This window comes from Paraburkholderia sp. RL18-101-BIB-B (assembly GCF_046026985.1).
Lineage (GTDB): Bacteria > Pseudomonadota > Gammaproteobacteria > Burkholderiales > Burkholderiaceae > Paraburkholderia.
In genome coordinates, this window is the sequence record NZ_JARESV010000029.1 from 83,664 (window position 1) to 105,934 (window position 22,271).

The window sequence follows — 22,271 nt, forward strand, 5'->3', positions numbered from 1 at the left end:
CGAGGAACCGGTGGGCGTCAGCAACCGGCGCACTATACAAAAAAATTCTCCCGCTGTGCGCCGGCCGGGCTGAAATATCCCGAAAATCAGCCTTTTACGTGCGGATGGCTGCGACGCCACCCCACTCTCGCGCTCATCGCGCGCTCATGTCGCAGTCGTTCATGAACGGCACTCCGGTGGGGCGAGATTCGACGGCAACGTGGGCGCATCGGCGGGTGCCGGCCCGGCGCCTGGCGCCGGCAGCGAGGACGCCGCCTTGCCGCCCGCGAAACATTCCCACGTAAGCGCGCCCGCCTGCACCCCGCCCTTGCTCAACGCGATGCGCGCAGTCGGCGCATCCACGTTGTCAGGCACCGATGGCACGAGCGTGAGCGTGTTCGAACCCGCGGGCGCGACGCGCGTCGAGAAGGCGACGGTGATCTGGCCGGTGTCGTCGTCGACCCGAATGGACTCGACGTTGCGGGTGGCGGGCGGCGACGCATAACCGCCGCTGAACGCGTTTCCGCTCGCGGCGTTTTCGGACACGGCCAGCCGCGCGGACGCCGCCAGCGACAGCCCTTCGCCGACGCGGCTGCGAGCCAGATAGTCCTGATACGCGGGAATCGCATACGCGGCGATCACGCCGACGATCGCCAGCACGATCATCAGTTCAATCAGCGTGAAACCGAAGCCAAGGCGTCGGCAGGCGCGCGCGAACCGCGCGGACCAGCCCGCTCGGCACACTCTTGAGCGCGTGGACAGTGAGGATTGGGAGTAAGGGGAATAAGGCAAAGTGACGATCATCGGCAGGCTCCTGAAACGAAAAACGCCTGCCCCACGGATCGGGAACAGGCGTTTCAATCGTAGCCAGCGGCGTTCGCGTCAGACAGTCAGCCGAACGGCTAACGCTGCAGCGCGGTTCGATTCAAGCCGGCGGCGGCTCCTGTCTCAAGCCGCCGCGCGATGGGCGTTGCGGCGCTTGAGCAGGTAACCGAGTACCACCACGAACAACGCGCCCGCGATGCTCATGCCGTATTCGGCCCACGGCGAATCGAGGATCGGCCAACGGTCGCCGGCCGGGTCGTTGATGATCAGGCCGCCCGCGATCCAGCCCAGCAGCGCGGCGCCGAGCGTAATGACGATCGGAAAGCGGTCGAGCAACTTGAGAACCAACTGGCTGCCCCACACGATCAGCGGAATGCTCACCAAGAGGCCGAAAATCACCAGCGCGAGCCGGTGCTCGGGATCGGCGGCCTCAGCCGCGCCCGCGATCGCGATCACGTTGTCGAGGCTCATCACCGCGTCCGCGACGATGATGGTCTTGATCGCCGACATCAGCTTGTCGGCCGGCTTGATGTTCTCATGCGGGTCGTGCGCCGGCGCCATCAGACGCACGCCGATCCACAGCAGCAGCAGGCCGCCTGCGAATTTCAGCAACGGCACATCGAGCAGCGCGACCGCGAACGCAATCAACGCCACGCGCAGCACGATGGCGCCCACCGTCCCCCACAGCACGCCCTTCGTGCGTTGGGACGGCGGCAAATTGCGGCAGGCCAGCGCGATCACGACGGCATTGTCGCCACCCAGCAGAATGTCGATGACAATAATCTGAATGACGGCGCCCCAATGGAGCGTGGCGAAGAACTCGAGCATGATTGAAAGAATAAGAAGAAATCCGACGCGCGGCCAATAAAAAAAGCGGAGGAGTCTACACTCCCCCGCTTTTAGAACCGCACGCTCACGAAAGGGCTTCGTAAGCGTATCAAAAAACGCGCCGTGACAGCGCGCGAATTTCGATTTACAGCATTGCCTTCAGAAGACGCGCCATTTCCGACGGGTTCTTCGTGACCTTGATGCCGCAAGCGTCCATGATTTCCAGCTTCGCTTCAGCGGTGTCAGCACCGCCCGAGATCAGCGCGCCGGCGTGGCCCATGCGCTTGCCCGGAGGCGCCGTGACGCCAGCGATGAAGCCGACCACCGGCTTCTTCATGTTGCCCTTGATCCACTCAGCAGCGTTCGCTTCGTCCGGACCACCGATCTCGCCGATCATGATGACGGCGTCCGTTTCCGGATCGTCGTTGAACATCTTCATCACGTCGATGTGCTTCAGACCGTTGATCGGGTCGCCGCCGATACCGACTGCCGACGACTGGCCGAGGCCGATCGCCGTCAATTGGCCGACTGCTTCGTACGTCAGCGTGCCCGAACGCGACACGACGCCGATGCGGCCCTTGCGGTGGATGTGACCCGGCATGATGCCGATCTTCAGTTCGTCCGGCGTGATCGTGCCCGGGCAGTTCGGTCCGAGCAGCAGCGTCTTGCGGTTTTCGGCACGCATACGAGCCTTGAGCTCGATCATGTCACGGACAGGAATGCCTTCCGTGATACAGATCGCCAGGTCCAGATCGGCTTCGACCGCTTCCCAGATCGCAGCAGCAGCGCCTGCCGGCGGAACGTAAATCACCGACACGGTCGCGCCCGTTTCAGCCTTGGCTTCAGCGACGCTAGCGTAGATAGGAATGCCTTCGAAATCTTCGCCGGCCCGCTTCGGGTTCACGCCTGCAACGTACGCTTCACGGCCGTTTGCATATTCACGGCAAGCACGCGTGTGGAACTGACCGGTCTTGCCGGTGATGCCCTGCGTGATGACCTTGGTGTCTTTGTTAATCAGAATCGACATGTATTGACCTCTGTTCGTTTGGCGTCGCGCTGTTGCGCCGCGCGGCGGGATGTTCTCCGCCCGCGTCGCTCACGCGCCGCCATTCGTAATCCTGGTTAATTCTGGCAAAAGCCCCGCGGACTCGGCTTACGCCTTGCCCGAAGCAGCCGCGACGACCTTCTGAGCCGCTTCTTCCATGCTGTCCGCCGCGATGATCGGCAGGCCGGATTCAGCGAGCATCTTCTTGCCGAGGTCTTCGTTCGTGCCCTTCATGCGGACCACGAGCGGCACCTTCAGCGAGACGGCCTTCGACGCCGCGATCACGCCTTCCGCGATCACGTCGCAGCGCATGATGCCACCGAAAATGTTGACCAGAATCGCGGTCAAGTTCGGGTTCTTCAGCATGATCTTGAACGCTTCCGTGACCTTCTCGGTCGTGGCGCCACCGCCCACGTCCAGGAAGTTCGCCGGTTCGCCGCCGAACAGCTTGATGGTGTCCATCGTTGCCATTGCGAGGCCAGCGCCGTTCACGAGGCAGCCGATGTTGCCGTCGAGCGAGATGTACGCGAGGTCGAACTTCGAGGCTTCGACTTCAGCCGGATCTTCTTCGTCCAGATCGCGATACGCGACGATTTCCGGGTGACGGAACAGTGCGTTCGAATCGAAGTTGAACTTGGCGTCCAGCGCGATGACCTTGCCGTCGCCGGTCAGGATCAGCGGGTTGATTTCGGCCAGCGATGCGTCGGTTTCCCAGAATGCCTTGTACAGGCCTTGCAGGATCGCGCGCGCTTGCGGGATCGATGCGTCGGGCACGCCGATTTTCTTCGCGAGGTCGTCAGCTTCGGCGTCCTTCAGGCCGGTCGACGGGTCGACTGCAACCTTGTGGATCAGCTCGGGCGTCTTTTCCGCGACTTCTTCGACGTCCATGCCGCCTTCGCTCGATGCCATCACGACGATCTTCTGCGACACGCGATCGATCACGAGGCCGACATACAGTTCCTTCTTGATGTCAGCGCCTTCTTCGATCAGCAGACGATTCACCTTCTGGCCTTCCGGGCCGGTCTGGTGCGTGACGAGCTGCATGCCGAGGATCTGGTTCGAGTACTCACGAACCTGTTCCAGCGACTTGGCAACCTTCACGCCGCCGCCCTTGCCACGGCCACCCGCGTGGATCTGAGCCTTCACGACCCATACCGGGCCGCCGAGCTCTTCCGCGGCCTTGACCGCATCATCCACCGAGAAGACCGGCTTGCCGCGCGGTACCGCGACGCCGAATTTCCGCAGGATTTCCTTACCCTGGTACTCGTGAATCTTCATGCGTGATTCCCTTCAGTCTGAGAGTTGGATTGAACTTCGTTTCCGCTGCCGTCGTTCATGCCGGACGCGTTGCCGCCCTCGCCTGTCTGGCGGACTGCCCCGTCGCCTGACGATGCCGCGCGATCCGCTGTATACGGAGCGCGGCCATACCAGCGCGGATAAAACTGCTGCACCGCCTCGCCGTCGAAACGCAGCGCGTGGCAGCGTCCCAGCTGGAATGGCGGTTTATCGTTGGAATGCTCACCTGTGCTGTTAGACGATCCGTCTCCTGAACCTGCGTTCGCGCCCGACGCGCCGTCACCGGTGTTCCACACTTCGCCGGCGAATGCCTGAATCGCGGCGGTCGGCAGGATCGCGCACAGCTCGGTGAGATGCGTGCAACCCGCCGTGCCGCCCAGCAAACGGGCAGACTCGCGACGGAAGTTTTGGCGGAGATTGAGCCCGATGAGGGCACGGTAGGCGGGATTGCTGACTTGGCACAAACCAGGATAGGGCACCCAGTCGGACGACGCCTCGGCGTCGACGACATTGAGCTTGCGATCGATGGTGATGCGAAGCCAGAGTTCATGGATCGGCTGACCATTGGGCCGGACGCCCGACGCAAGCACCACATCGCGCGGTTTTTCGTCGGTCAAGCACGCTTCCACATCCCACAGGCCATCGGCTCGCTCATAGGCTTCCGCTCTGATTGCGCGACGATGGCGCAACTGACGGGACACTGGCGGGGAGAGCGGCATGCGGGAAGGAAAGGCCGGATTGGAAAACCCACGAATTTTAGCATACTGGGTATTTGGGACAGGTCCGATTGCGCACGGCCGCGCCGCAGGCGGCTGAGCGCGGAAGTCGCTGTCTTAAAGGGCTTGCGCGCCAATAAAGCCGCCGCGCTTACTCGCCGGCCCAGTCTTCGTCGATTCCCTTAAGGATTTTGCCGATCGTGGCCCCCGAAAATCCGCGCGAGGCCAGAAAGCGCGTCTGCTTCGCCCGTTCGGCGGGCGTTTCGGGAAGCCGGCCGAATTTCTTTTGCCAGACGGCGAGCGCACGAGCCAGTTCCGTTTCGCGCAATTGCGCGCTGGCTTCTTCGACGAGCGTCTGGTCGACCGAATGCTGCTTCAATTCGCCGACGATCCGGCTCGCGCCCAATCGCGACGAGCGCCGATGAATCAGACTTTCGGCGAAACGCGAATCGGACAGCCAGTTTTCGGCTTCGAGTGCGTCGAGCAAGGTGTCGAGCGAGTCGGTTTCCTCGACGAACGGCTTCAGCTTGCGCGCCAGTTCGGTACGGCTGTATTCACGGCGGGACAGATAGCCGAGCGCGCGGCCTTTTAACGACCGTGCCGGACGTTGGGATTTTTTGGCTTCGTCTTGCCCGGGTTTCGCTTCGCCTGGGACGCGACGCGAGCGAGTGTAGGTGGTTTCGGAGGGATCCGAGCCTACGGGCGGGGAGGATTCAAACTGCGCGCGCTGCGGATTGCGGCCCGCAGCGCGGTCATGTGCGTCGAACGATTCGAATGGATCGAACGACTCGTCGTCTTCATCACGCGGGCCGTCCGCGTGGCGTCCGGAATCGGACAACGGCCGGCCCTTGCGTATCACGTGATGGTTACTCTTCTTCGTCCGCGACTTCAGCGCCTGCGCCGGTCACGGCTTCCGCCATGGCATTCACGCCCAGCGACTCACGGATACGGTTTTCGATCTCGCGAGCGATATCCGGATTTTCGCGCAGGAATTCACGCGCGTTGTCCTTGCCCTGACCGATACGTTCGCCGCTGTAGCTGTACCACGCGCCGGCCTTGTCGACGATCTTGGCCTGCACGCCCAGGTCAATGACTTCGCCCTGACGCGAAATACCTTCGCCGTACAGGATGTCGAAAATCGCCTCGCGGAATGGTGGAGCAACCTTGTTCTTCACCACCTTCACGCGCGTTTCGTTGCCGATCACTTCGTCGTTCTTCTTGATCGAACCGATACGGCGAATGTCCAGACGCACCGACGCGTAGAACTTCAGCGCGTTACCGCCCGTGGTGGTTTCCGGGTTGCCGAACATCACGCCGATCTTCATACGGATCTGGTTGATGAAGATCACGAGGCAGTTCGTGCGCTTGATCGTGCCGGTGAGCTTGCGCAGCGCCTGCGACATAAGACGCGCTTGCAGACCCGGCAGCGAGTCGCCCATTTCGCCTTCGATTTCAGCCTTCGGCACGAGTGCCGCGACCGAGTCGATCACGATCATGTCGATCGAGCCCGAACGCACCAGCGCGTCGGCGATTTCGAGCGCCTGTTCGCCGGTGTCCGGCTGCGAAACCAGCAGGTCGTTCACGTTCACGCCGAGCTTGCCCGCGTACTGGATGTCCAGCGCGTGTTCCGCGTCGATAAACGCCGCCGTGCCACCGAGCTTCTGCATTTCGGCGACGACCTGCAACGTCAGCGTGGTTTTACCGGACGACTCCGGGCCATAAATTTCGACCACCCGGCCACGCGGCAAACCGCCGACGCCCAACGCGATGTCGAGGCCGAGCGATCCGGTTGAGACCACCTGGATATCTTCGACCGCCTCACCTGCGCCGAGCCGCATGACCGACCCTTTGCCGAACTGCTTTTCGATCTGCGCGAGTGCGGCAGCGAGTGCCTTGCTCTTTTCAGCAGTCAGTCCAGCCGAGCCTTTCTTGCTTTCTTCCATGAATCGTCCTTTGCTATGATGAACGGCGTCTGAGGCGGATGTGCAGCCCCGAGTTTCAACCTACTCGTGAAGGACAGCACACGAAACCCAGACACTGTATAAAAAAACAGTAGTTTTGGCAAGCACGATTCTCATGCGAACGCGCATTTTTACTGTCGCGCTGCCCAACTACCCACAATAATTTTCGGAGACCGCTGTGCGCCGGGGGACACCCCGCGGCGCCGGCAAGGCCAGGCTTGCGCACCATGCGAATTCTGATTGCCGAAGACGACAGCATACTCGCGGACGGTCTGGTTCGATCACTCCGCCAATCGGCCTATGCCGTCGATCATGTGAAGACCGGCGTCGAGGCTGACACCGCGCTGTCGATGCAAACTTTCGACCTGCTGATTCTCGATCTGGGCCTGCCGCGCATGTCCGGCCTCGAGGTGCTGCGCCGCCTGCGCGCGCGCAATTCCAACCTGCCGGTGCTGATCCTGACCGCCGCAGACAGCGTCGACGAACGTGTCAAGGGTCTCGATCTCGGCGCCGACGATTACATGGCCAAGCCCTTCGCGCTGAACGAACTCGAAGCACGCGTGCGCGCCCTGACGCGGCGCGGCGCGGGCGGCGGCCCGACGGTCGTACGGCATGGTTCGCTGTCGTTCGACCAGGTCGGCCGGATCGCCTATGTCAACGAGCAGGTGATCGATCTGTCGGCGCGCGAACTGGGTTTGCTCGAAGTGCTGCTGCAACGGATCGGCCGCCTTGTCTCCAAGGAACAACTCGTCGACCACCTGTGCGAATGGGGTGAAGAAGTCAGCAACAACGCAATCGAGGTCTACGTGCACCGCCTGCGCAAGAAAATCGAACCGAGCGGCGTGCGCATCATCACCGTGCGCGGTCTTGGCTACTGCCTCGAGAAAGCGGCGTCGCCGGCGAGCACGAGCGCGAACGCCATGACGACGCCCCCGCCCGCCGAGCCCGAGCCGCCCTCCTCGCCGCCGTCCGGCGCGATGCCGGCGAGCCATCACTACAAATAGAGGACGCCCATGTCCGCGCGCGCAGACCGCGCTACGGCGCACGCGGCGGACCTCGACGAGGCGCGCGACGAGCGCTACGCCAATCCGTTCGCCCCGCCCGACGAAACCGAAGCTGCCGCCGAGGCGCGCCCGCGCTCGCTATTCGGCGAGATCCTCGACTGGATGCTGGCGCCGCTGCTGCTGCTTTGGCCGATGAGCCTCGCTGTCACGTATCTGGTCGCCAAGTCGATTGCAAACGGCCCGTTCGACCGCGCGCTGGAAACCGACGCGTACGTGCTCGCGCGCCAGATTCATCCGGTCAATGGCGTGGCGGAACTGACGCTGCCCGACTCCACGCGCGACTTTCTGCGCGCGGACAATGTGGACAGCGTGTTCTATCAGGTGCTCGGCACGCGCGGCGAACTGGTGGGCGGCGAGCGCGACATGCCGCTGCCGCATGAGGAAGACCGGCCGCAGCCGGGGCTCGTCGAATTTCGTGACGACGTGCTGCGCGGCAACGATATCCGCGTCGCCTATACGACCGTCGAGTTTCCGCAGACGCCCGGCGCGCAGCCTGTGCTGGTGCAGGTCGCCGAAACGCTCGACAAGCGCAGCCAGCTCGCCAACGACATCATCAAAGGCGTGATCCTGCCGCAGTTCGTGATCCTGCCGCTCGCGATCCTGCTGGTGTGGTTCGGGCTCTCGCGCGGCCTCGCGCCACTGCACGCGCTGCAGGCGCATATCCGCGCGCGCCGCCCGGACGACCTGTCGCCGCTCGAGGCACGCCGCGCGCCGCCGGAAATCGAGCCGCTCGTCACCTCGTTCAACGATCTGCTGACGCGCCTCGAACAGAACATGGAGCTGCAAAAGCGTTTTATCGCCGATGCCGCGCATCAGATGAAAACGCCGCTGGCCGGCCTGCGCACCCAGGCCGAACTGGCGCTGCGCCAGGACGCCTCCGCGGAAGTGCATCGCTCGCTGGAGCAGATCGCCACCAGCTCGGAGCAGGCCGCGCGGCTCGTCACGCAACTGCTGGCGCTGGCGCGCGCTGAGAATCGCATGTCGGGGCAGATTTTCACGCCGGTCGAGGTGACGGAAGTCGCGCGCCACGCCGTACGCGACTGGGTTCAGGCCGCGCTCGCCAAGCAGATGGATCTGGGCTACGAAGCGCCCGAAGAACCCGTCGAAGTGGACGGCAATCCGGTCATGTTGCGCGAAATGCTGTCGAATCTGATCGACAACGCCATCCGCTATACGCCGCCGGGCGGGCGCATCACCGTCAGGGTCAGGCATGACGCGCCGGCGCGGCTCGTTTATCTGGAAGTCGAGGATACCGGGCTCGGCATTCCAGTCGCCGAGCGTTCGCGGGTGATCGAGCGCTTCTACCGGATTCTCGGCCGTGAAGGCGACGGCAGCGGCCTCGGACTCGCGATCGTCCGCGAGATCGCGACCATGCACGGCGGCGAGCTGACGATCGACGACAACGTCTACCAAACCTCGCCGCGGCTTGCCGGCACGCTCGTACGCGTCAGCTTGCATGTGCACGAACGGGCCGGGACTTACCCTAACGCAACTTGAACACGCAAATTTGCCATTTCGATATTGAGATAACTTGAGAGCAAATTAGCCGGGCTTGACGCCAGATCGCCGCGTGTTGGACAAAAACCCACAACACACGCCAGGCTGCAATTTCACCCCGCCACGTCAGTACGCCGTAAGTTTCCACTCCAATAATCGGTTCCACGGGAACGCCGTTACCGGCGAACCGCGTGCATATCAATATTGGAGACGACATATGGCTACCGTTGGCGGGCAAATCTCGCACGTGCCGATGACGCGCGAAGAGAAGCGGGTGATCTTCGCATCGTCGCTGGGTACGGTTTTCGAGTGGTACGACTTCTATCTGGCCGGCTCGCTGGCGGCCTTCATTAGTAAGAGCTTCTTCTCCGGCGTCAATCCGACAGCCGCGTTCATCTTCACGCTGCTCAGCTTCGCAGCCGGCTTCGCGGTCCGGCCGTTCGGCGCGATCGTGTTCGGGCGCCTCGGCGATATGGTCGGGCGCAAGTACACGTTCCTCGTGACGATCGTGATCATGGGCCTGTCGACGTTCCTCGTCGGTTTTCTGCCGGGCTACGCGGCGATCGGCTTTGCTTCGCCGGTGATCTTCATCGCGATGCGCATGCTGCAAGGCCTCGCGCTCGGCGGCGAGTACGGCGGCGCCGCCACCTACGTGGCCGAACATGCGCCGCCCGGACGCCGCGGCTTCTACACGGCCTGGATTCAGACGACCGCCACGCTCGGCCTGTTCCTGTCGCTGCTGGTGATTCTCGGCGTGCGTACGGCAATGGGTGAAGACGCGTTCGGCGCCTGGGGCTGGCGCATTCCGTTCATCGCCTCGATCATCCTGCTGGGCGTGTCGGTGTGGATTCGTCTGCAACTGCATGAATCGCCGGTGTTCGAGCGCATCAAGGCCGAAGGCAAGACCTCCAAGGCGCCGCTGACCGAAGCCTTCGGCCAGTGGAAGAACCTGAAGATCGTGATTCTCGCGCTGATCGGCCTCACCGCCGGCCAGGCCGTGGTCTGGTACACGGGCCAGTTCTACACGCTGTTCTTCCTGACGCAGACGCTGAAGGTGGACGGCAGCAGCGCCAATATCATGATCGCGATCGCGCTCCTGATCGGCACGCCGTTCTTCCTGTTCTTCGGCTCGCTGTCGGATCGTATCGGCCGCAAGCCGATCATCATGGCCGGCCTGCTGATCGCCGCGTGCACGTACTTCCCGCTGTTCAAGGCGCTGGCGCACTACACCAACCCGGCGCTGGAAACCGCGACCGCGAAGGCACCGATCGTCGTGATCGCGAACCCGGACGAGTGCTCGTTCCAGTTCAACCCGGTCGGCACCTCGAAGTTCACGAGTTCCTGCGACATCGCCAAGAGCGCGCTCTCGAAGGCCGGCTTGAACTACGAGAACGTCGCCGCGCCGGCGGGCACGCTGGCGGAGATCAAGGTCGGCGATACGGTGATCAACACGTATGACGGCAAGGCCGCCGACGCCAAGGATCAAGGCAAAGCGTTCGACAAGACCCTCGCGACGACGCTGAAGACCGCGGGCTATTCGCCGAAGGCCGATCCCTCGCAGATCAACTGGCCAATGACCGTGGTGATCCTGACGATCATGATGATCTACGTGACGATGGTCTACGGACCGATCGCGGCGATGCTGGTGGAGATGTTCCCGACGCGCATCCGCTACACCTCGATGTCGCTGCCGTATCACATCGGCAATGGCTGGTTCGGCGGGTTCCTGCCGGCCACCGCGTTCGCGATCGTGGCGGCGAAGGGCAATATCTTTTCGGGACTGTGGTATCCGATCGTGATCGCGCTCATTACCTTCGTGATCGGCATGCTGTTCGTCCGGGAAACCAAGGACTCGGACATCTACGCGAAGGACTGAAACGTCTGATGACCGGAACAGCTTCTTGAAAAAGTTGTGCGCCGGGGGTTGACAGCCTCCGGCGCCATCCGCATAATCTCGCTTCTTTCGGCGAATTAGCTCAGTTGGTTAGAGCGACGGAATCATAATCCGCAGGTCCGGGGTTCGAGTCCCTGATTCGCCACCAGTTGCAAGAAAAAGCCGCTGATCCGCAAGGTTCAGCGGCTTTTTTGTTTTGGCTTTCCGAACTGCAACTACAGCAACTTCAAGGAGGTTTCTTGATGACGTTCCGCACCGCCACGCTTGCCGTGGCCACCGCTTCCATCGCGTTTCTCAGCGGCACCGCCGCACTCGCCGCTCAGGCCCAGACACCGCCCGACAGCCAGTGGCGCGCGAGCGCGACCACGCTGTCCACGCTCTTGCAGGACGGCTACAAAATCGTCGCCGTCGTGAATGGCGCCCATGGCAGCGCGGGCCCGGCCGACACGATTTTCGTCCAGCGCGATCAGAGCGCCTTCAAATGTATCGACCCGCAGCAGCCCGACGCGAAAACGAGAACATCCGTCGCGCCGCCTGCATGTTTCGAGTTGGTGCCGCCGTCGGGAGCGTCGGGGACGCCCGAGTCGAAGTAGTCGCCACGCGGCGTGCGGAAGCGCGCCGTCAACGCCCCACTTAACCCAATCGCGCGCCGGCTATCACCGATCCACCAGCCGGCTCAGATTGCCCCGTACGCGTTGCAACAACGCGATCAACTGCTTCTCTTCCTCTTCAGTAAAGCCGTTCAGCGCTTCGAGCGCGACTTCGTCGCCGACTTTGCGCGCCTTGCCGAGCGTGCGCTCGGCCTTCGGCGTCATGTGCACCTGGCGTTCGCGGCGGTCCTGCGGATTGGCAGTCCGCTCGATCCAGCCGCCCTCTTCCATCCGGTCGAGCAGACGACCCGCCGAAATCGGCGCGACTTCGAGCAGGTCCGCGAGCCGCGCCTGATTGGTGTCGCCGTAATGCGCGAGGTAGGCCAGCACGCGGCACTGCGCGCGCGTCAGATCGACTGAAGACTTCGCGAGGTCGTCGAAACGCTTGCCCGTCAGGCGGCCGACGTCGGAAATCAGAAAGCCGAAGCGCTCATCGAGTTGGGTTTTCATGCGCGGATTATACGAAAGGCTTTCGTTTTTCAGGGTTGAAACGGGCGCAATTCACGCTCCGCATAATTCCCGATGGCAGACACGCGCGCAACCGATATACTAAGCATGCTTACTATATCGACGACCCCGCTCATTCATGTCTTCCGACAACCCGGCGGCCAGCGCCGCCGCGCCGCTCAACCGCCCGATGATCACCATCTCGATCATGCTGGCGACGTTGATCCAGACGCTCGACAGCACGATCGCCAACGTGGCCCTGCCGCATATGCAGGGCACGCTGTCCGCGTCGCAGGATGAGATCACGTGGGTGCTGACCTCGTACATCGTCGCCGCCGCGATCGCCACGCCGCTCACCGGCTGGCTGTCCGACCGGCTGAGCGTCAAGCGCCTGCTGATCTTCGCGATCGGTGGCTTCACGGTGTCGTCGGCGCTGTGCGGTTTGTCGGAGACGCTCACGCAAATCGTCGCGTCGCGTTTGCTGCAAGGGATTTTCGGCGCGTCGCTGGTGCCGCTGTCGCAATCCATCCTGCTCGACATCAACCCGCGCGAGAAGCAGGGCCAGGCCATGGCGGTATGGGGCATGGGCGTGATGGTCGGGCCGATTCTCGGGCCGACGCTCGGCGGCTGGCTCACCGACAGCTACAACTGGCGCTGGGTGTTTTTCATCAACGTGCCGATCGGCGCGTTCGCGCTGTTCGGCGTGGCGACCTTCCTGCCTTCGCGCGAGCCGAAACATGACGCGAAGTTCGACGCGTTCGGCTTCGCCACGCTTGGTCTCGCCATCGGCGCATTGCAGGCCATGCTCGATCGCGGCGAGCAACTCGACTGGTTCGGCTCGAACGAAATCGTCATCGAGGCGCTGCTTGCGGCCATCAGCTTCGCGTTTTTCCTCGTGCACACGGCCACCGTCGGCAAGAAATCGTTCTTCAAATACGAGTTGCTGAAGGACCCGAACTTCGCCACGGGGACGTTTTTCATCTTCGTGATCGGCGCGGTGATGTATGCGACGCGCGCGTTGCTTCCGCCCATGCTGCAAAACCTGATGAATTATCCGGTCGCGACCACCGGCCTCGTCACCGCGCCGAGCGGCGCGGGCACGATGGTCGCGATGCTGATCGCCGGGCGCCTGCTGAGGCGGATCGACGCGCGGCTCCTGCTGCTCGCGGGCTTCCTGATCTCGGCGTTCGCGCTGTGGCAGATGATGCATTACACGATCGTGCTGTCGGCATCGGACATCGTCTGGCCTGGGGTGATTCAGGGCTTCGGACTCGGTCTCGTGTTCGTGCCGCTGAGCGCGCTGACCTTCTCGACGCTCACGCCGGAACTGCGCGCGGACGGCACCGCGACATACAGCCTGATGCGCAATATCGGCAGCAGTATCGGGATTTCGATCGTGCAGACGCTGATGACGCGCAACACGCAAGTCTCGCATGCGGACCTCGCGGCGAATATCACGCCCTTCAATCCCGCTATCCAGCCGATGCTCAATAGCGGATCGAACTACGACATGGCCGCATTGAATGTGTCGATCACTCAGCAGGCGTCGATGATCGCCTATCTGAACGACTTCAAGCTGATGTTCATGGCGACGCTGCTGGTTATTCCGCTACTGCTGTTGATCCGCCCTGCACACAAGGCGGCGGATACATCGGTGGCGCACGCCGCGATGGATTGAAGCGCGGCGGCCGACGCGGCGCTGAACCGGATCGTCGCCGAGCGCCGCCGCGACGCCCACGCCTAAGCCTCGATCCGCCCGCGCGTCACACCCAACAGCCCCGCCATCGCCGCACGCGCCGCAGCCGCGTCGCGATCGCGAATCGCTTCGAACACCGCCGTATGCTCGGCCAGCGACGCATTGAACACGTCCGCGCGTTTCGCGTTCAAACGCAGTTGCGCTTCGAGCGTGCGCTCGATCAGCGTGCCGAGCGGAATCAGCAATTCATTGCTGCACGCGGTCAGCACGCTCAAATGAAACTGCAGATCGGCACGCACCCATTCGTCGACATTGCGCGCCGCCACCATCGCCGCATGGGCCGCGGCGAGTGCGTAGAAGGTCTCGTCCGTGTGCGAGGCAGCCGCCAGACTCGCGGCGTACGGCTCGATCATCTCGCGCATTTCCTGCAGCTTGAGCGCGAACGTCATTGGCTCGGCGACCCGCGAGTACCAGTCGAGCACGTCGACATCGAGCAGATTCCACGCGCGTTTCGGACGCACGCGCGTGCCCACGCGCGGACGCGATTCGATCAAGCCTTTCGAAGTCAGCGTACGCAAAGCCTCGCGCAACACCGTGCGGCTCACGCCGAACGTCTCCATCAACTCCGCTTCGCGCGGCAGGATGGAATCGGGCGCATAGTCGCCGCGCAGAATCGCGGTCGCCAGCAGATGGGCGACACGCCCATGCAGATCGTGCTGAATAGCTTTCTCCTAGCGGCCTTGCGGCGCTATCGATATTGGAACCGAGGCCGGAACGAGCGCGATTATCCGGTATCTCAACCTTGAGATCACTGCTTCGACAACGCCATGCCGAGACGCCGGTCTTGCCACTATATGGCCAATAGTACTATTAATAGTACTTAAACGCGCTTTGTTGTAGCATGTGAATCCCCGGAATATTTCGCAGACGCCCAAGGCCGATGCTTTGCATGGGGCCGGAGTAAGCGCTAAAGCGCTAACTCCGGCCGACAAAGGAGACGTACACCATGAAAATCACGAAGCTCGAAACCTTCATCGTTCCGCCGCGCTGGTGCTTCCTGAAAATCGAAACCGACGAAGGCATCGTCGGCTGGGGCGAGCCGGTGGTCGAAGGCCGTGCGCACACGGTGGCGGCCGCGGTGGAGGAGCTGTCCGACTATCTGATCGGCAAAGACCCGCTTCTGATCGAAGACCATTGGCAAGTCATGTATCGGTCGGGCTTCTATCGCGGCGGCCCGATCACCATGAGCGCGATCGCCGGTGTTGACCAGGCGCTGTGGGACATCAAGGGCAAGCATCATGGCGTGCCGGTTCATGCGCTGCTCGGCGGCCAGGTGCGCGACAAGATCAAGGTGTATTCGTGGATCGGCGGCGACCGTCCGAGTGACGTGGCCAACAACGCGCGCGCCGTGGTCGAGCGCGGCTTCAAGGCCGTGAAGATGAACGGCTCGGAAGAACTGCAGATCATCGACACCTTCGACAAAGTGCAAGGCGTTATCAACAACGTCGCGGCCGTGCGCGAGGCGGTCGGACCGAACATCGGCATTGGCGTGGACTTCCACGGCCGCGTGCACAAGCCGATGGCCAAGGTGCTGGCGAAAGAACTCGACCCGTACAAGCTGCTCTTCATCGAAGAGCCAGTGCTGTCGGAGAACGCCGAAGCGCTGCGCGACATCGTCAACCAGACCAACACGCCGATCGCGCTGGGCGAGCGTCTGTATTCGCGCTGGGACTTCAAGCACATTCTGTCGGGTGGTTACGTCGACATCATTCAGCCGGACGCGTCGCACGCGGGCGGCATTACCGAGTGCCGCAAGATCGCGTCGATGGCGGAAGCCTACGACGTCGCGCTCGCGCTGCATTGCCCGCTCGGCCCGATCGCGCTGGCTACCTGCCTGCAGATCGACGCGGTGAGCTACAACGCGTTCATCCAGGAACAGAGCCTCGGCATCCACTACAACCAGGGCAACGACCTGCTCGACTACATCAGGAATCCGGAAGTCTTCAAATACGAAGACGGCTTCGTGTCGATTCCGCAGGGTCCGGGCCTCGGCATCGAGGTCAATGAAGAGAAGGTGCGGGAGATGGCGAAGGTCGGCCATCGCTGGCGCAATCCGGTGTGGCGCCACGAGGACGGCAGCGTCGCAGAATGGTAATTGCGTGAAGGAACGCCGCCCATGGGCGGCGTTTTTGTTTTTGCGTCGACGTTCATGTTTGCGTGTTCCGCGGCCCGTGGCGCCGGCAGAAAAACCAGCAAGAGGACAACCTCAGTGGAGACAACCCACATCCAGACGCAAGCGACGGCCAAGCGCCACCGCCTCCTTGCGATGCTGTTCATCACCGTCGTCATCACGTATCTGGACCGCAGCAATCTGTCGATCGCCGCCACCGCGATCGCGCAGGACCTGCAACTCGATTCGACCCAAATGGGACTGGTGTTTTCCGCGTTCGGCTGGTCATACGCACTGCTGCAAATTCCCGGCGGCATGCTGGTCGATCGCACGCGGCCGCGGCTTCTGCTGGCGCTGATCATCGGACTGTGGTCGCTGGCGACCATTCTGCAAGGATTCGCCAGCGCGTTCGTGATGCTGCTTTCGCTGCGCGTGCTGCTCGGGGCGCTGGAGGCGCCCGCCTATCCCACGCTGAACCGTATCGTCACGACCTGGTTTCCGGATAGCGAACGGGCTCGCGCGATTGCCAGCTATATGTCCGGCCAGTATGTCGGGCTCGCGTTTCTGACGCCGGCGCTGGTTCTCACGCAACAGCATTTCGGTTGGCAAGGCGTGTTCTTTCTGACCGGAGCGATCGGCGTGGCGTGGGCGCTGGTTTGGTACGCGCTGTACCGTGAACCGTCCGAGGCTAAGGACGTCAACGAAGCCGAACTCGAAACGATCCGTGCAGGCGGCGGACTCGTCGAACTCGGCGACACACGTCGTCCCCGCGCGCGCTACAGCGCCGCCGACTGGCGCGCGGTGCTCGGCAATCGCAAGCTGTGGGGCGTCTATATCGGGCAGATCGCGGTGACCTCGACGCTGTGGTTCTTCCTCACCTGGTTTCCCACCTACCTTGTCAAGTACCGGCACATGGACTTTCTGAAAGCCGGCTTCATGACGGCCGTGCCGTTTCTCGCTGCCTTTGTGGGCATTCTGGGTTCGGGCCTGTTGTCGGACTGGATGATCCGGCGCGGCGTGTCGGCCACGCTCGCGCGCAAGGTGCCGATCGTGACGGGCCTGCTGCTGTCCACGGCGATCGTCGGCGCAAACTATGTCGAGTCGCCCGCGATGGTGATCCTCTTCATGGCGATCGCGTTCTTCGGCAGCGGTTTTTCGTCGATCACATGGGTGCTGGTGTCGTCGATGGCGAAGAAGGAACTGCTCGGCCTCACCGGCGGCATGTTCAACCTGATGGGCAATCTGTCGTCGATCTGCGTACCGGTGGTGATCGGCTTGATCGTCAGGAACAACGATTTCCGGCCCGCGCTGGTGTTCATGAGCTGCGTCGGCGTGGTCGGCGCACTGTCGTATCTGTTCCTCGTGGGCAAGATCGAACGGATTCGTTAAAGCGGCGTTATCCCGCGCTTCGCGGTGCGGCCCGCGCGTCACGGTGACGTGGCGCGCGGGCCGTCGCAGTAACGCAACATCCCGGACCAAAGGACTGAACCAGGCGTTTTCCGGGCTTTTCCCTGCTTCGTGGCATTCCTCGCAAAGCCTCCTCCAGAAAGGCTTTCAAGCCGTTTGTTCGGCATCAGACAGACTCATGGCCCGCTCCTTGCTGAAATGCATTCAAACGACAAATGCATCGGGGAAAATATGGGCGAATTCCTTCCAGACTATCTGCTCCGCGAACAAGCCGCCGTTGGTGCGTTGGTGGTGTTCGGCGTGCTGCGCATCCTCGGCGCGGCGCTCGCATTCGAACGCGGCTGGCGCATCTCGGTCGTCGAGAAATGCCTCATCGGCGCCGCGGTGGTGTACTGCCTGCCGCAACTGTTCGATCTCCTCACGCATATGTACGGCGCGCGCGCCGCGGGCGCCGAACTCGAAGGCAAAGCTGCCGGCTGCGCCATCGCGCTCTTTTGTGCGCCGATCCTCGGACACCGGCTCGGCCTCGAATAAGCGGAGGCTCACATGCGGCTGGCCGAGCGGCTCATGAGGCGGGCGCAACCCGCGTTTCGCGCGGGCGACGTCCTGAAACTCAAGTCAGGCGGCCGCCCGATGACCGTCACCTGGAGCGGGCCGGTGCTATTCGCGCCGGGCAACTGGCTGATCTGCCAGTGGTTCAGCGAAGCCGGCGAGTTGCAGCAGGAGATGTTTCCGGAGGAGACATTAGAGCGGGCGAGCCACGCACTCGCCGCCTGAAAAGAGTAGTAACGGATTGCTGGCCACCGCCAGGCGACCGTGTGTATTGCGCCGCACGCTTTTGCTGTGCGGCGCTTTTTTATGTGGTTGACGTGGCGGTTGCGGCACGTTGCAGAGCTGAACTCATGCGGACGCGGTTGCGGTTCAGTCGCCGTCGATCGCGCTGCTCGCCTTGCGCATGACCTCGCGCCACGGCATCAACCGAGCGCCGCGAACGCCGGTACGCTATGCGACAACGCGGCCGCCGCGACGAACACGCCGATCATCGCCAGCGCTTCGAGATACAGCACGTTGACGAAGGTGTGAGCATCCATCGTCGAGGCCGTGCGGCGCAGGCGCGGCAGCGCCAGAAAGCGGTTGAGTCCGCCGAGCACGAGCGCGAGCGCGACCAGCGCAAGCTTGAGCGTCAGCACATGACCCCACGTGCTGAGTTCGATCGCCTCGAACGAGCCGCCCGAACCCCGCACCGCGTTGAAGATGCCGGAGAGCAGCACGAGCGCAACCGCCACCACCGACACGTTCGAGACCTGAGTCGCCGTGCGGATCAACATGCCGCGCGCGGTCGAAGTGCCGAGCGCCGGCAGGACCGCGAGCCCCGCCGCCATTGCCAGCCCGCCCCACACGCTGGTGACGAGCACATGCAGCGTTTGCATGGCGATCGCGGCGGAGGCCGGCCCGGCATCGGCGGCGTGACCCAGCGACGCCTTGCCCGCGGCGATCGCGATCACCGCGAGCCACAGCAGCGCGTTGCGCAGCATGCCCGTATGACTGGCCATCGCCGTGCCGAGCAGCACCAGCGCGCCGGCAAACGCAAGGCTCCAGCCGTAACCGACATGGGTTTGCGTCAGCACGGTCGGCACTACGCCGATGGCGGCCGGCAACGCGACACCGCTCATCGACGCCGCCTGATACAGCAGCCAGCCGAGATCCGCGAGTACCAGCACGACGGTGGCCGTCAGCATCGAGCGTTGCGCGCGCAACCACGCGGGGCGCGCGGGCGAGATCTTCTGCTGGGCGTCCTTCGCGAGCCACGCGCCGAGCAACGCCGAACCGACGGCAAACGCAAACGCGACGTTCATGAGCGCGGCCATGGCGACCTGCCCGATCCAGAGTCCGTCGATGCTCATTTGACGATAAACGCAAAGTCGCCTTGGGTACGGTGGCCGTCCGTGGCTACTGCGATCCAGTGCACCGCATAGCGGCCGGCATTCAACGACGGCAGCGGCAGATGCATGACCTTGGCGTCATCCTTATCGACCTGCGACTCGGCCGGCGCGGCCGCCTTGCCGCTCGTGTCGGCAAGCGCGATCCTGCTGAAAGCCGGCTCGAGCGGCTCGGTGAAGTGGATCGTCACTTCGGTGGGCGCGCTGACTTCGGCGTTGGCCGCCGGCTCGCTCGAGGTCAGATGCGCATGGGCGAAAACCGTGGACGTCGCAAGCAGCGCCGCGGCGCCGAGCATCGAGGCTCGCAACGCCGGACGGGAAAAATTAAGTAGCTTCATGTAGGGCCGATAGCGGATGATCAGGAAAACGGTGGGCGTCGGACCGGGCACAACGAGACCGGACAAAGCCCGGCGCGCCCGGAAGTGTACGCTTCGATGGTTCGCGCGGGCGTCGGTTCAACCTGGTTTATGGATAGATCGGCCGGGCCCGAGGCTTGCGCCGTTGATCGCGCAGACAAATTCGGGATAACAGGCGAGTCGCTCGAAGCTGTTGTCCGCGTCAAACTGTCGCATGGCTGTGACAGCCGGAACCTTCTCTAATGTGCCAAATAGTCACCATCACCCTTCGATGATAGAATGCTGCGTCGCCGCAGCGCCGGCTGCCCTTCACACCGAGCCGCTCGAAGTTCGGTCAGGTCCCCGATTTTGATGGAGTTACGCGTGTCTTCAAGACGCATTTTCCGCCCGTTGCTCGCCCTTCTGCTGATCGGCTCCGCGGGCGTTTATAGCGCTGCGAAAGCGCAGACTCAACCGAAGGCCCCCGATACGATGGAAGCGCGCGTGCAAGGCTGCACGGCCTGCCACGGCTCGCATGGCCAAGGTACCGACAACGACTACTTCCCGCGCCTGGCGGGCAAGCCGGCCGACTATCTCTACAACCAGCTGCAGAATTTCCGCGAAGGGCGCCGCAAATATCCGCCCATGAACTACCTCGTCACGTACCTCTCCGACGACTACCTTCATCAGATCGCCACGTACTTCTCGCAACAGCGTCCTCCGTATCCGCCGCCGGCCAAGCCGACGGTGTCGTCGAGCACGCTCGCGCGCGGCCAGCAGATCGTGCTGAACGGCGACGCCTCGAAGCAGATTCCGGCTTGCGCGGCTTGCCACGGCAAGAGTTTGACCGGTATGGAACCCGCTATCCCGGGTCTGGTCGGTCTGCACTCCGACTACATCAGCGCCCAGCTCGGCGCATGGCGCTCGGGCTCGCGTCATGCCATCGCGCCTGATTGCATGCACACCATCGCCACGCGCCTGACCGACGATGACGTGAACGCCGTCGCTTCATGGCTTTCCACGCAACAGGCTCCGCAAAACCCCGTGCCGGCTCCGGCCCGCTCGATGAAGACTCCGCTTGCCTGCGGCAGCGAACCGCAATAAGGCACCGGGAGAGACACTCAAATGAAACGCAAGTCTTTGTTCGCCCTCTCGGCAGTCGTCGTCGTTGCGGCCGCCGCACTCGTTCCCGTCCTGTGGTCGGGCGGCGACCATCTGCATAACGGCACGGCCATGGCGGCAACGCCCGCCGACCAGGCCGCGCTGATCAAGAAGGGCGAGTATCTCGCCCGCGCCGGCGACTGTATCGCCTGCCACACGGTGCGCGGCGGCAAGCAGTTCGCCGGCGGTCTGCCCATGGCCACACCGTTCGGCACGATGTTCACGCCGAACATCACGCCTGACGACCAGTACGGTATCGGCAAGTGGACGCAGGACGACTTCTACCGCGCCATGCACACCGGCCGCTCGAAAGACGGCAGCCTGCTGTATCCGGGCTTCCCGTTCACCAGCTACACGAAGGTCACGCGCGCCGACTCGGACGCGATCTACGCGTACCTGCGTTCGGTCACGCCGGTCAACGTGGCGAGCCGTCCGCATGAACTGAAATTCCCGTTCAATCAGCGCAACATGCTGATCGGCTGGCGCACGCTGTTCTTCCGTGAAGGCGAGTACAAGCCGGATCCGACCAAGTCGGTCGAATGGAACCGTGGCGCGTACCTGATCGAAGGCCTCGGCCACTGCGGCATGTGCCACACGTCGATCAACGCCATGGGCGGCCCGGTGAGCTCGGCGGCGTTTGCCGGCGGCCTGATCCCGCTGCAGAACTGGTACGCACCGTCGCTCACGTCGAACAAGGAAGCCGGCCTCGGCGACTGGGAAACCAAAGACATCGCCGATCTGCTGAAGACCGGCGTGTCGAACCGCGGCGCGGTGTTCGGTCCGATGGCTGAAGTGGTCCACAACAGCCTGCAGTACATGTCGGACGCGGACATCAACGCGATGGCCACGTACCTGAAGACGATTCCGCAGAAGAGCGAAGCGCCTGAACCGCTGCAGCTCGAAACGTCGGAAAAGTTCGGCGGCGAACTGTTGAAGCAAGGTCAGAAGATCTACGCTGACAACTGTGCGAAGTGTCACGCGGAAAATGGCCTCGGCATGCCGCCGTCCTTCCCACCGCTCGCGAACAACCAGTCGATTCAGATGCCGTCGGCGGTCAACCCGATCCGTATGGTGCTGAACGGCGGCTACCCGCCGAGCACGGATGGCAACCCGCATCCGTACGGCATGCCGCCGTTCGCGCAAGCGCTGTCGAATCAGGAAGTCGCGGCGGTTGTGACGTACATCCGTATGTCGTGGGGCAACCACGGTACGGCCGTGTCACCGCAGCAAGTGTCCGATCTGCGTTCGGCGCCGCTCGACTAAGCAGCGTTCGTAGCATCCGGGGCGCGGCCAGCGAAATTAGCGGCCGCGCCCGTGGCGTTTTAAGGACCGGTTTAACTGTCTCTTATACAAAAATACC

22 protein-coding genes and 1 tRNA gene are annotated in these 22,271 nt (G+C 63.1%); 12 read left to right on the plus strand and 11 right to left on the minus strand.

The genetic code is table 11. The features are described from left to right. Positions 1–159: 159 nt before the first annotated feature. The 7 genes from P0D73_RS30970 to recA form a co-directional block, all read right to left on the minus strand. The gene (locus P0D73_RS30970) at positions 160–783 is read right to left on the minus strand and encodes a pilin (RefSeq protein ID WP_408181823.1); all 624 of its coding nucleotides are present in this window, start codon (positions 781–783) and stop codon (positions 160–162) included. Between the two features lie 144 nt (positions 784–927). Further along, the gene (locus P0D73_RS30975) at positions 928–1,632 is read right to left on the minus strand and encodes a TerC family protein (RefSeq protein ID WP_132373222.1); all 705 of its coding nucleotides are present in this window, start codon (positions 1,630–1,632) and stop codon (positions 928–930) included. 145 nt (positions 1,633–1,777) lie between these two features. Further along, positions 1,778–2,659 carry a succinate--CoA ligase subunit alpha gene (gene sucD / locus P0D73_RS30980; protein WP_085487621.1) on the minus strand — a complete coding sequence of 294 codons (882 nt, stop codon included), beginning with the start codon at positions 2,657–2,659 and terminating at the stop codon, positions 1,778–1,780. Positions 2,660–2,785: 126 nt separating this feature from the next. Beyond that, entirely contained in the window at positions 2,786–3,955 is a 1,170-nt protein-coding gene (gene sucC, locus P0D73_RS30985; protein ID WP_020069250.1) for an ADP-forming succinate--CoA ligase subunit beta, read from the minus strand. Beyond that, a complete protein-coding gene (locus tag P0D73_RS30990) occupies positions 3,952–4,692 on the minus strand; it encodes a DUF2889 domain-containing protein (RefSeq protein ID WP_132373220.1) in 741 nt (246 codons plus the stop codon). Before P0D73_RS30990 ends, sucC begins: the two co-directional genes overlap by 4 nt. A gap of 148 nt (positions 4,693–4,840) precedes the next feature. Continuing rightward, positions 4,841–5,548, minus strand: a complete 708-nt coding sequence (gene recX, locus P0D73_RS30995; protein WP_408181821.1) for a recombination regulator RecX — start codon at positions 5,546–5,548, stop codon at positions 4,841–4,843. A 7-nt stretch (positions 5,549–5,555) separates the two neighbouring features. Then, positions 5,556–6,632, minus strand: a complete 1,077-nt coding sequence (gene recA, locus P0D73_RS31000) for a recombinase RecA (RefSeq protein WP_132373216.1) — start codon at positions 6,630–6,632, stop codon at positions 5,556–5,558. A 245-nt stretch (positions 6,633–6,877) separates the two neighbouring features. On the opposite strand from recA, the gene P0D73_RS31005 reads away from it, so the two are divergent. The 5 genes from P0D73_RS31005 (at position 6,878) to P0D73_RS31025 (ending at position 11,698) form a co-directional block, all read left to right on the plus strand. Then, positions 6,878–7,654, plus strand: a complete 777-nt coding sequence (locus P0D73_RS31005; RefSeq protein ID WP_408181820.1) for a response regulator — start codon at positions 6,878–6,880, stop codon at positions 7,652–7,654. Between the two features lie 9 nt (positions 7,655–7,663). Beyond that, a complete protein-coding gene (locus tag P0D73_RS31010) occupies positions 7,664–9,211 on the plus strand; it encodes a sensor histidine kinase (RefSeq protein ID WP_408181818.1) in 1,548 nt (515 codons plus the stop codon). 217 nt (positions 9,212–9,428) lie between these two features. Beyond that, entirely contained in the window at positions 9,429–11,087 is a 1,659-nt protein-coding gene (locus P0D73_RS31015; protein WP_132373210.1) for an MFS transporter, read from the plus strand. An 89-nt stretch (positions 11,088–11,176) separates the two neighbouring features. After that, positions 11,177–11,253 (plus strand) — tRNA-Met (locus P0D73_RS31020). A gap of 94 nt (positions 11,254–11,347) precedes the next feature. Further along, complete coding sequence (locus P0D73_RS31025) at positions 11,348–11,698, plus strand: hypothetical protein (protein WP_132373208.1); 351 nt, start codon at positions 11,348–11,350, stop codon at positions 11,696–11,698. Positions 11,699–11,761: 63 nt separating this feature from the next. On the opposite strand, the gene P0D73_RS31030 is transcribed toward P0D73_RS31025, so the two are convergent. Next, the gene (locus P0D73_RS31030) at positions 11,762–12,205 is read right to left on the minus strand and encodes a MarR family winged helix-turn-helix transcriptional regulator (protein WP_408434372.1); all 444 of its coding nucleotides are present in this window, start codon (positions 12,203–12,205) and stop codon (positions 11,762–11,764) included. 136 nt (positions 12,206–12,341) lie between these two features. On the opposite strand from P0D73_RS31030, the gene P0D73_RS31035 reads away from it, so the two are divergent. Then, the gene (locus P0D73_RS31035; protein WP_408317926.1) at positions 12,342–13,880 is read left to right on the plus strand and encodes a DHA2 family efflux MFS transporter permease subunit; all 1,539 of its coding nucleotides are present in this window, start codon (positions 12,342–12,344) and stop codon (positions 13,878–13,880) included. Positions 13,881–13,942: 62 nt separating this feature from the next. On the opposite strand, the gene P0D73_RS31040 is transcribed toward P0D73_RS31035, so the two are convergent. After that, positions 13,943–14,620 (minus strand): FadR/GntR family transcriptional regulator, encoded by a 678-nt coding sequence (locus P0D73_RS31040; RefSeq protein ID WP_408434382.1) that lies wholly within the window; start codon positions 14,618–14,620, stop codon positions 13,943–13,945. A 284-nt stretch (positions 14,621–14,904) separates the two neighbouring features. Between P0D73_RS31040 and dgoD the strand changes: the two genes are divergently transcribed. The 4 genes from dgoD to P0D73_RS31060 all read left to right on the plus strand — a co-directional run bounded on the left by dgoD (position 14,905) and on the right by P0D73_RS31060 (position 18,252). Beyond that, a complete protein-coding gene (dgoD, locus tag P0D73_RS31045) occupies positions 14,905–16,053 on the plus strand; it encodes a galactonate dehydratase (protein ID WP_116139217.1) in 1,149 nt (382 codons plus the stop codon). A gap of 54 nt (positions 16,054–16,107) precedes the next feature. Then, positions 16,108–17,457, plus strand: coding sequence for an MFS transporter (locus tag P0D73_RS31050; RefSeq protein WP_408434385.1), 1,350 nt, complete (start codon positions 16,108–16,110; stop codon positions 17,455–17,457). A 249-nt stretch (positions 17,458–17,706) separates the two neighbouring features. Beyond that, positions 17,707–18,009, plus strand: a complete 303-nt coding sequence (locus P0D73_RS31055; RefSeq protein ID WP_408181813.1) for a hypothetical protein — start codon at positions 17,707–17,709, stop codon at positions 18,007–18,009. A 12-nt stretch (positions 18,010–18,021) separates the two neighbouring features. Next, the gene (locus P0D73_RS31060; RefSeq protein ID WP_408434376.1) at positions 18,022–18,252 is read left to right on the plus strand and encodes a YodC family protein; all 231 of its coding nucleotides are present in this window, start codon (positions 18,022–18,024) and stop codon (positions 18,250–18,252) included. A 197-nt stretch (positions 18,253–18,449) separates the two neighbouring features. On the opposite strand, the gene P0D73_RS31065 is transcribed toward P0D73_RS31060, so the two are convergent. Both P0D73_RS31065 and copC read right to left on the minus strand, forming a co-directional pair. Further along, the gene (locus P0D73_RS31065) at positions 18,450–19,379 is read right to left on the minus strand and encodes a CopD family protein (RefSeq protein ID WP_408434379.1); all 930 of its coding nucleotides are present in this window, start codon (positions 19,377–19,379) and stop codon (positions 18,450–18,452) included. After that, positions 19,376–19,753 carry a copper homeostasis periplasmic binding protein CopC gene (gene copC, locus P0D73_RS31070; RefSeq protein WP_408287829.1) on the minus strand — a complete coding sequence of 126 codons (378 nt, stop codon included), beginning with the start codon at positions 19,751–19,753 and terminating at the stop codon, positions 19,376–19,378. Before copC ends, P0D73_RS31065 begins: the two co-directional genes overlap by 4 nt. Positions 19,754–20,122: 369 nt before the next feature. Here copC and P0D73_RS31075 point away from each other — a divergent pair, with 369 nt between their 5' ends. Next, complete coding sequence (locus P0D73_RS31075) at positions 20,123–20,854, plus strand: c-type cytochrome (RefSeq protein WP_408287730.1); 732 nt, start codon at positions 20,123–20,125, stop codon at positions 20,852–20,854. A 21-nt stretch (positions 20,855–20,875) separates the two neighbouring features. Then, the gene (locus tag P0D73_RS31080; protein ID WP_132373192.1) at positions 20,876–22,174 is read left to right on the plus strand and encodes a c-type cytochrome; all 1,299 of its coding nucleotides are present in this window, start codon (positions 20,876–20,878) and stop codon (positions 22,172–22,174) included. Positions 22,175–22,271: the final 97 nt, after the last annotated feature.

Bases quoted from the DNA above. Each gene is read 5' to 3' on its own strand.
- sucC (WP_020069250.1), bottom strand. From the start codon at position 3,955: ATGAAGATTCACGAGTACCAGGGTAAGGAAATCCTGCGGAAATTCGGC.
- sucD (WP_085487621.1), bottom strand. From the start codon at position 2,659: ATGTCGATTCTGATTAACAAAGACACCAAGGTCATCACGCAGGGCATC.
- P0D73_RS31025 (WP_132373208.1), top strand. From the start codon at position 11,348: ATGACGTTCCGCACCGCCACGCTTGCCGTGGCCACCGCTTCCATCGCG.
- P0D73_RS31065 (WP_408434379.1), bottom strand. From the start codon at position 19,379: ATGAGCATCGACGGACTCTGGATCGGGCAGGTCGCCATGGCCGCGCTC.
- P0D73_RS30990 (WP_132373220.1), bottom strand. From the start codon at position 4,692: ATGCCGCTCTCCCCGCCAGTGTCCCGTCAGTTGCGCCATCGTCGCGCA.
- P0D73_RS30975 (WP_132373222.1), bottom strand. From the start codon at position 1,632: ATGCTCGAGTTCTTCGCCACGCTCCATTGGGGCGCCGTCATTCAGATT.
- P0D73_RS31005 (WP_408181820.1), top strand. From the start codon at position 6,878: ATGCGAATTCTGATTGCCGAAGACGACAGCATACTCGCGGACGGTCTG.
- P0D73_RS31050 (WP_408434385.1), top strand. From the start codon at position 16,108: ATGTTTGCGTGTTCCGCGGCCCGTGGCGCCGGCAGAAAAACCAGCAAG.
- P0D73_RS31075 (WP_408287730.1), top strand. From the start codon at position 20,123: ATGGAGTTACGCGTGTCTTCAAGACGCATTTTCCGCCCGTTGCTCGCC.
- P0D73_RS31035 (WP_408317926.1), top strand. From the start codon at position 12,342: ATGTCTTCCGACAACCCGGCGGCCAGCGCCGCCGCGCCGCTCAACCGC.
- dgoD (WP_116139217.1), top strand. From the start codon at position 14,905: ATGAAAATCACGAAGCTCGAAACCTTCATCGTTCCGCCGCGCTGGTGC.
- P0D73_RS31060 (WP_408434376.1), top strand. From the start codon at position 18,022: ATGCGGCTGGCCGAGCGGCTCATGAGGCGGGCGCAACCCGCGTTTCGC.
- copC (WP_408287829.1), bottom strand. From the start codon at position 19,753: ATGAAGCTACTTAATTTTTCCCGTCCGGCGTTGCGAGCCTCGATGCTC.
- P0D73_RS31015 (WP_132373210.1), top strand. From the start codon at position 9,429: ATGGCTACCGTTGGCGGGCAAATCTCGCACGTGCCGATGACGCGCGAA.
- P0D73_RS31030 (WP_408434372.1), bottom strand. From the start codon at position 12,205: ATGAAAACCCAACTCGATGAGCGCTTCGGCTTTCTGATTTCCGACGTC.
- P0D73_RS30970 (WP_408181823.1), bottom strand. From the start codon at position 783: ATGATCGTCACTTTGCCTTATTCCCCTTACTCCCAATCCTCACTGTCC.
- recA (WP_132373216.1), bottom strand. From the start codon at position 6,632: ATGGAAGAAAGCAAGAAAGGCTCGGCTGGACTGACTGCTGAAAAGAGC.
- P0D73_RS31055 (WP_408181813.1), top strand. From the start codon at position 17,707: ATGGGCGAATTCCTTCCAGACTATCTGCTCCGCGAACAAGCCGCCGTT.
- P0D73_RS31010 (WP_408181818.1), top strand. From the start codon at position 7,664: ATGTCCGCGCGCGCAGACCGCGCTACGGCGCACGCGGCGGACCTCGAC.
- P0D73_RS31080 (WP_132373192.1), top strand. From the start codon at position 20,876: ATGAAACGCAAGTCTTTGTTCGCCCTCTCGGCAGTCGTCGTCGTTGCG.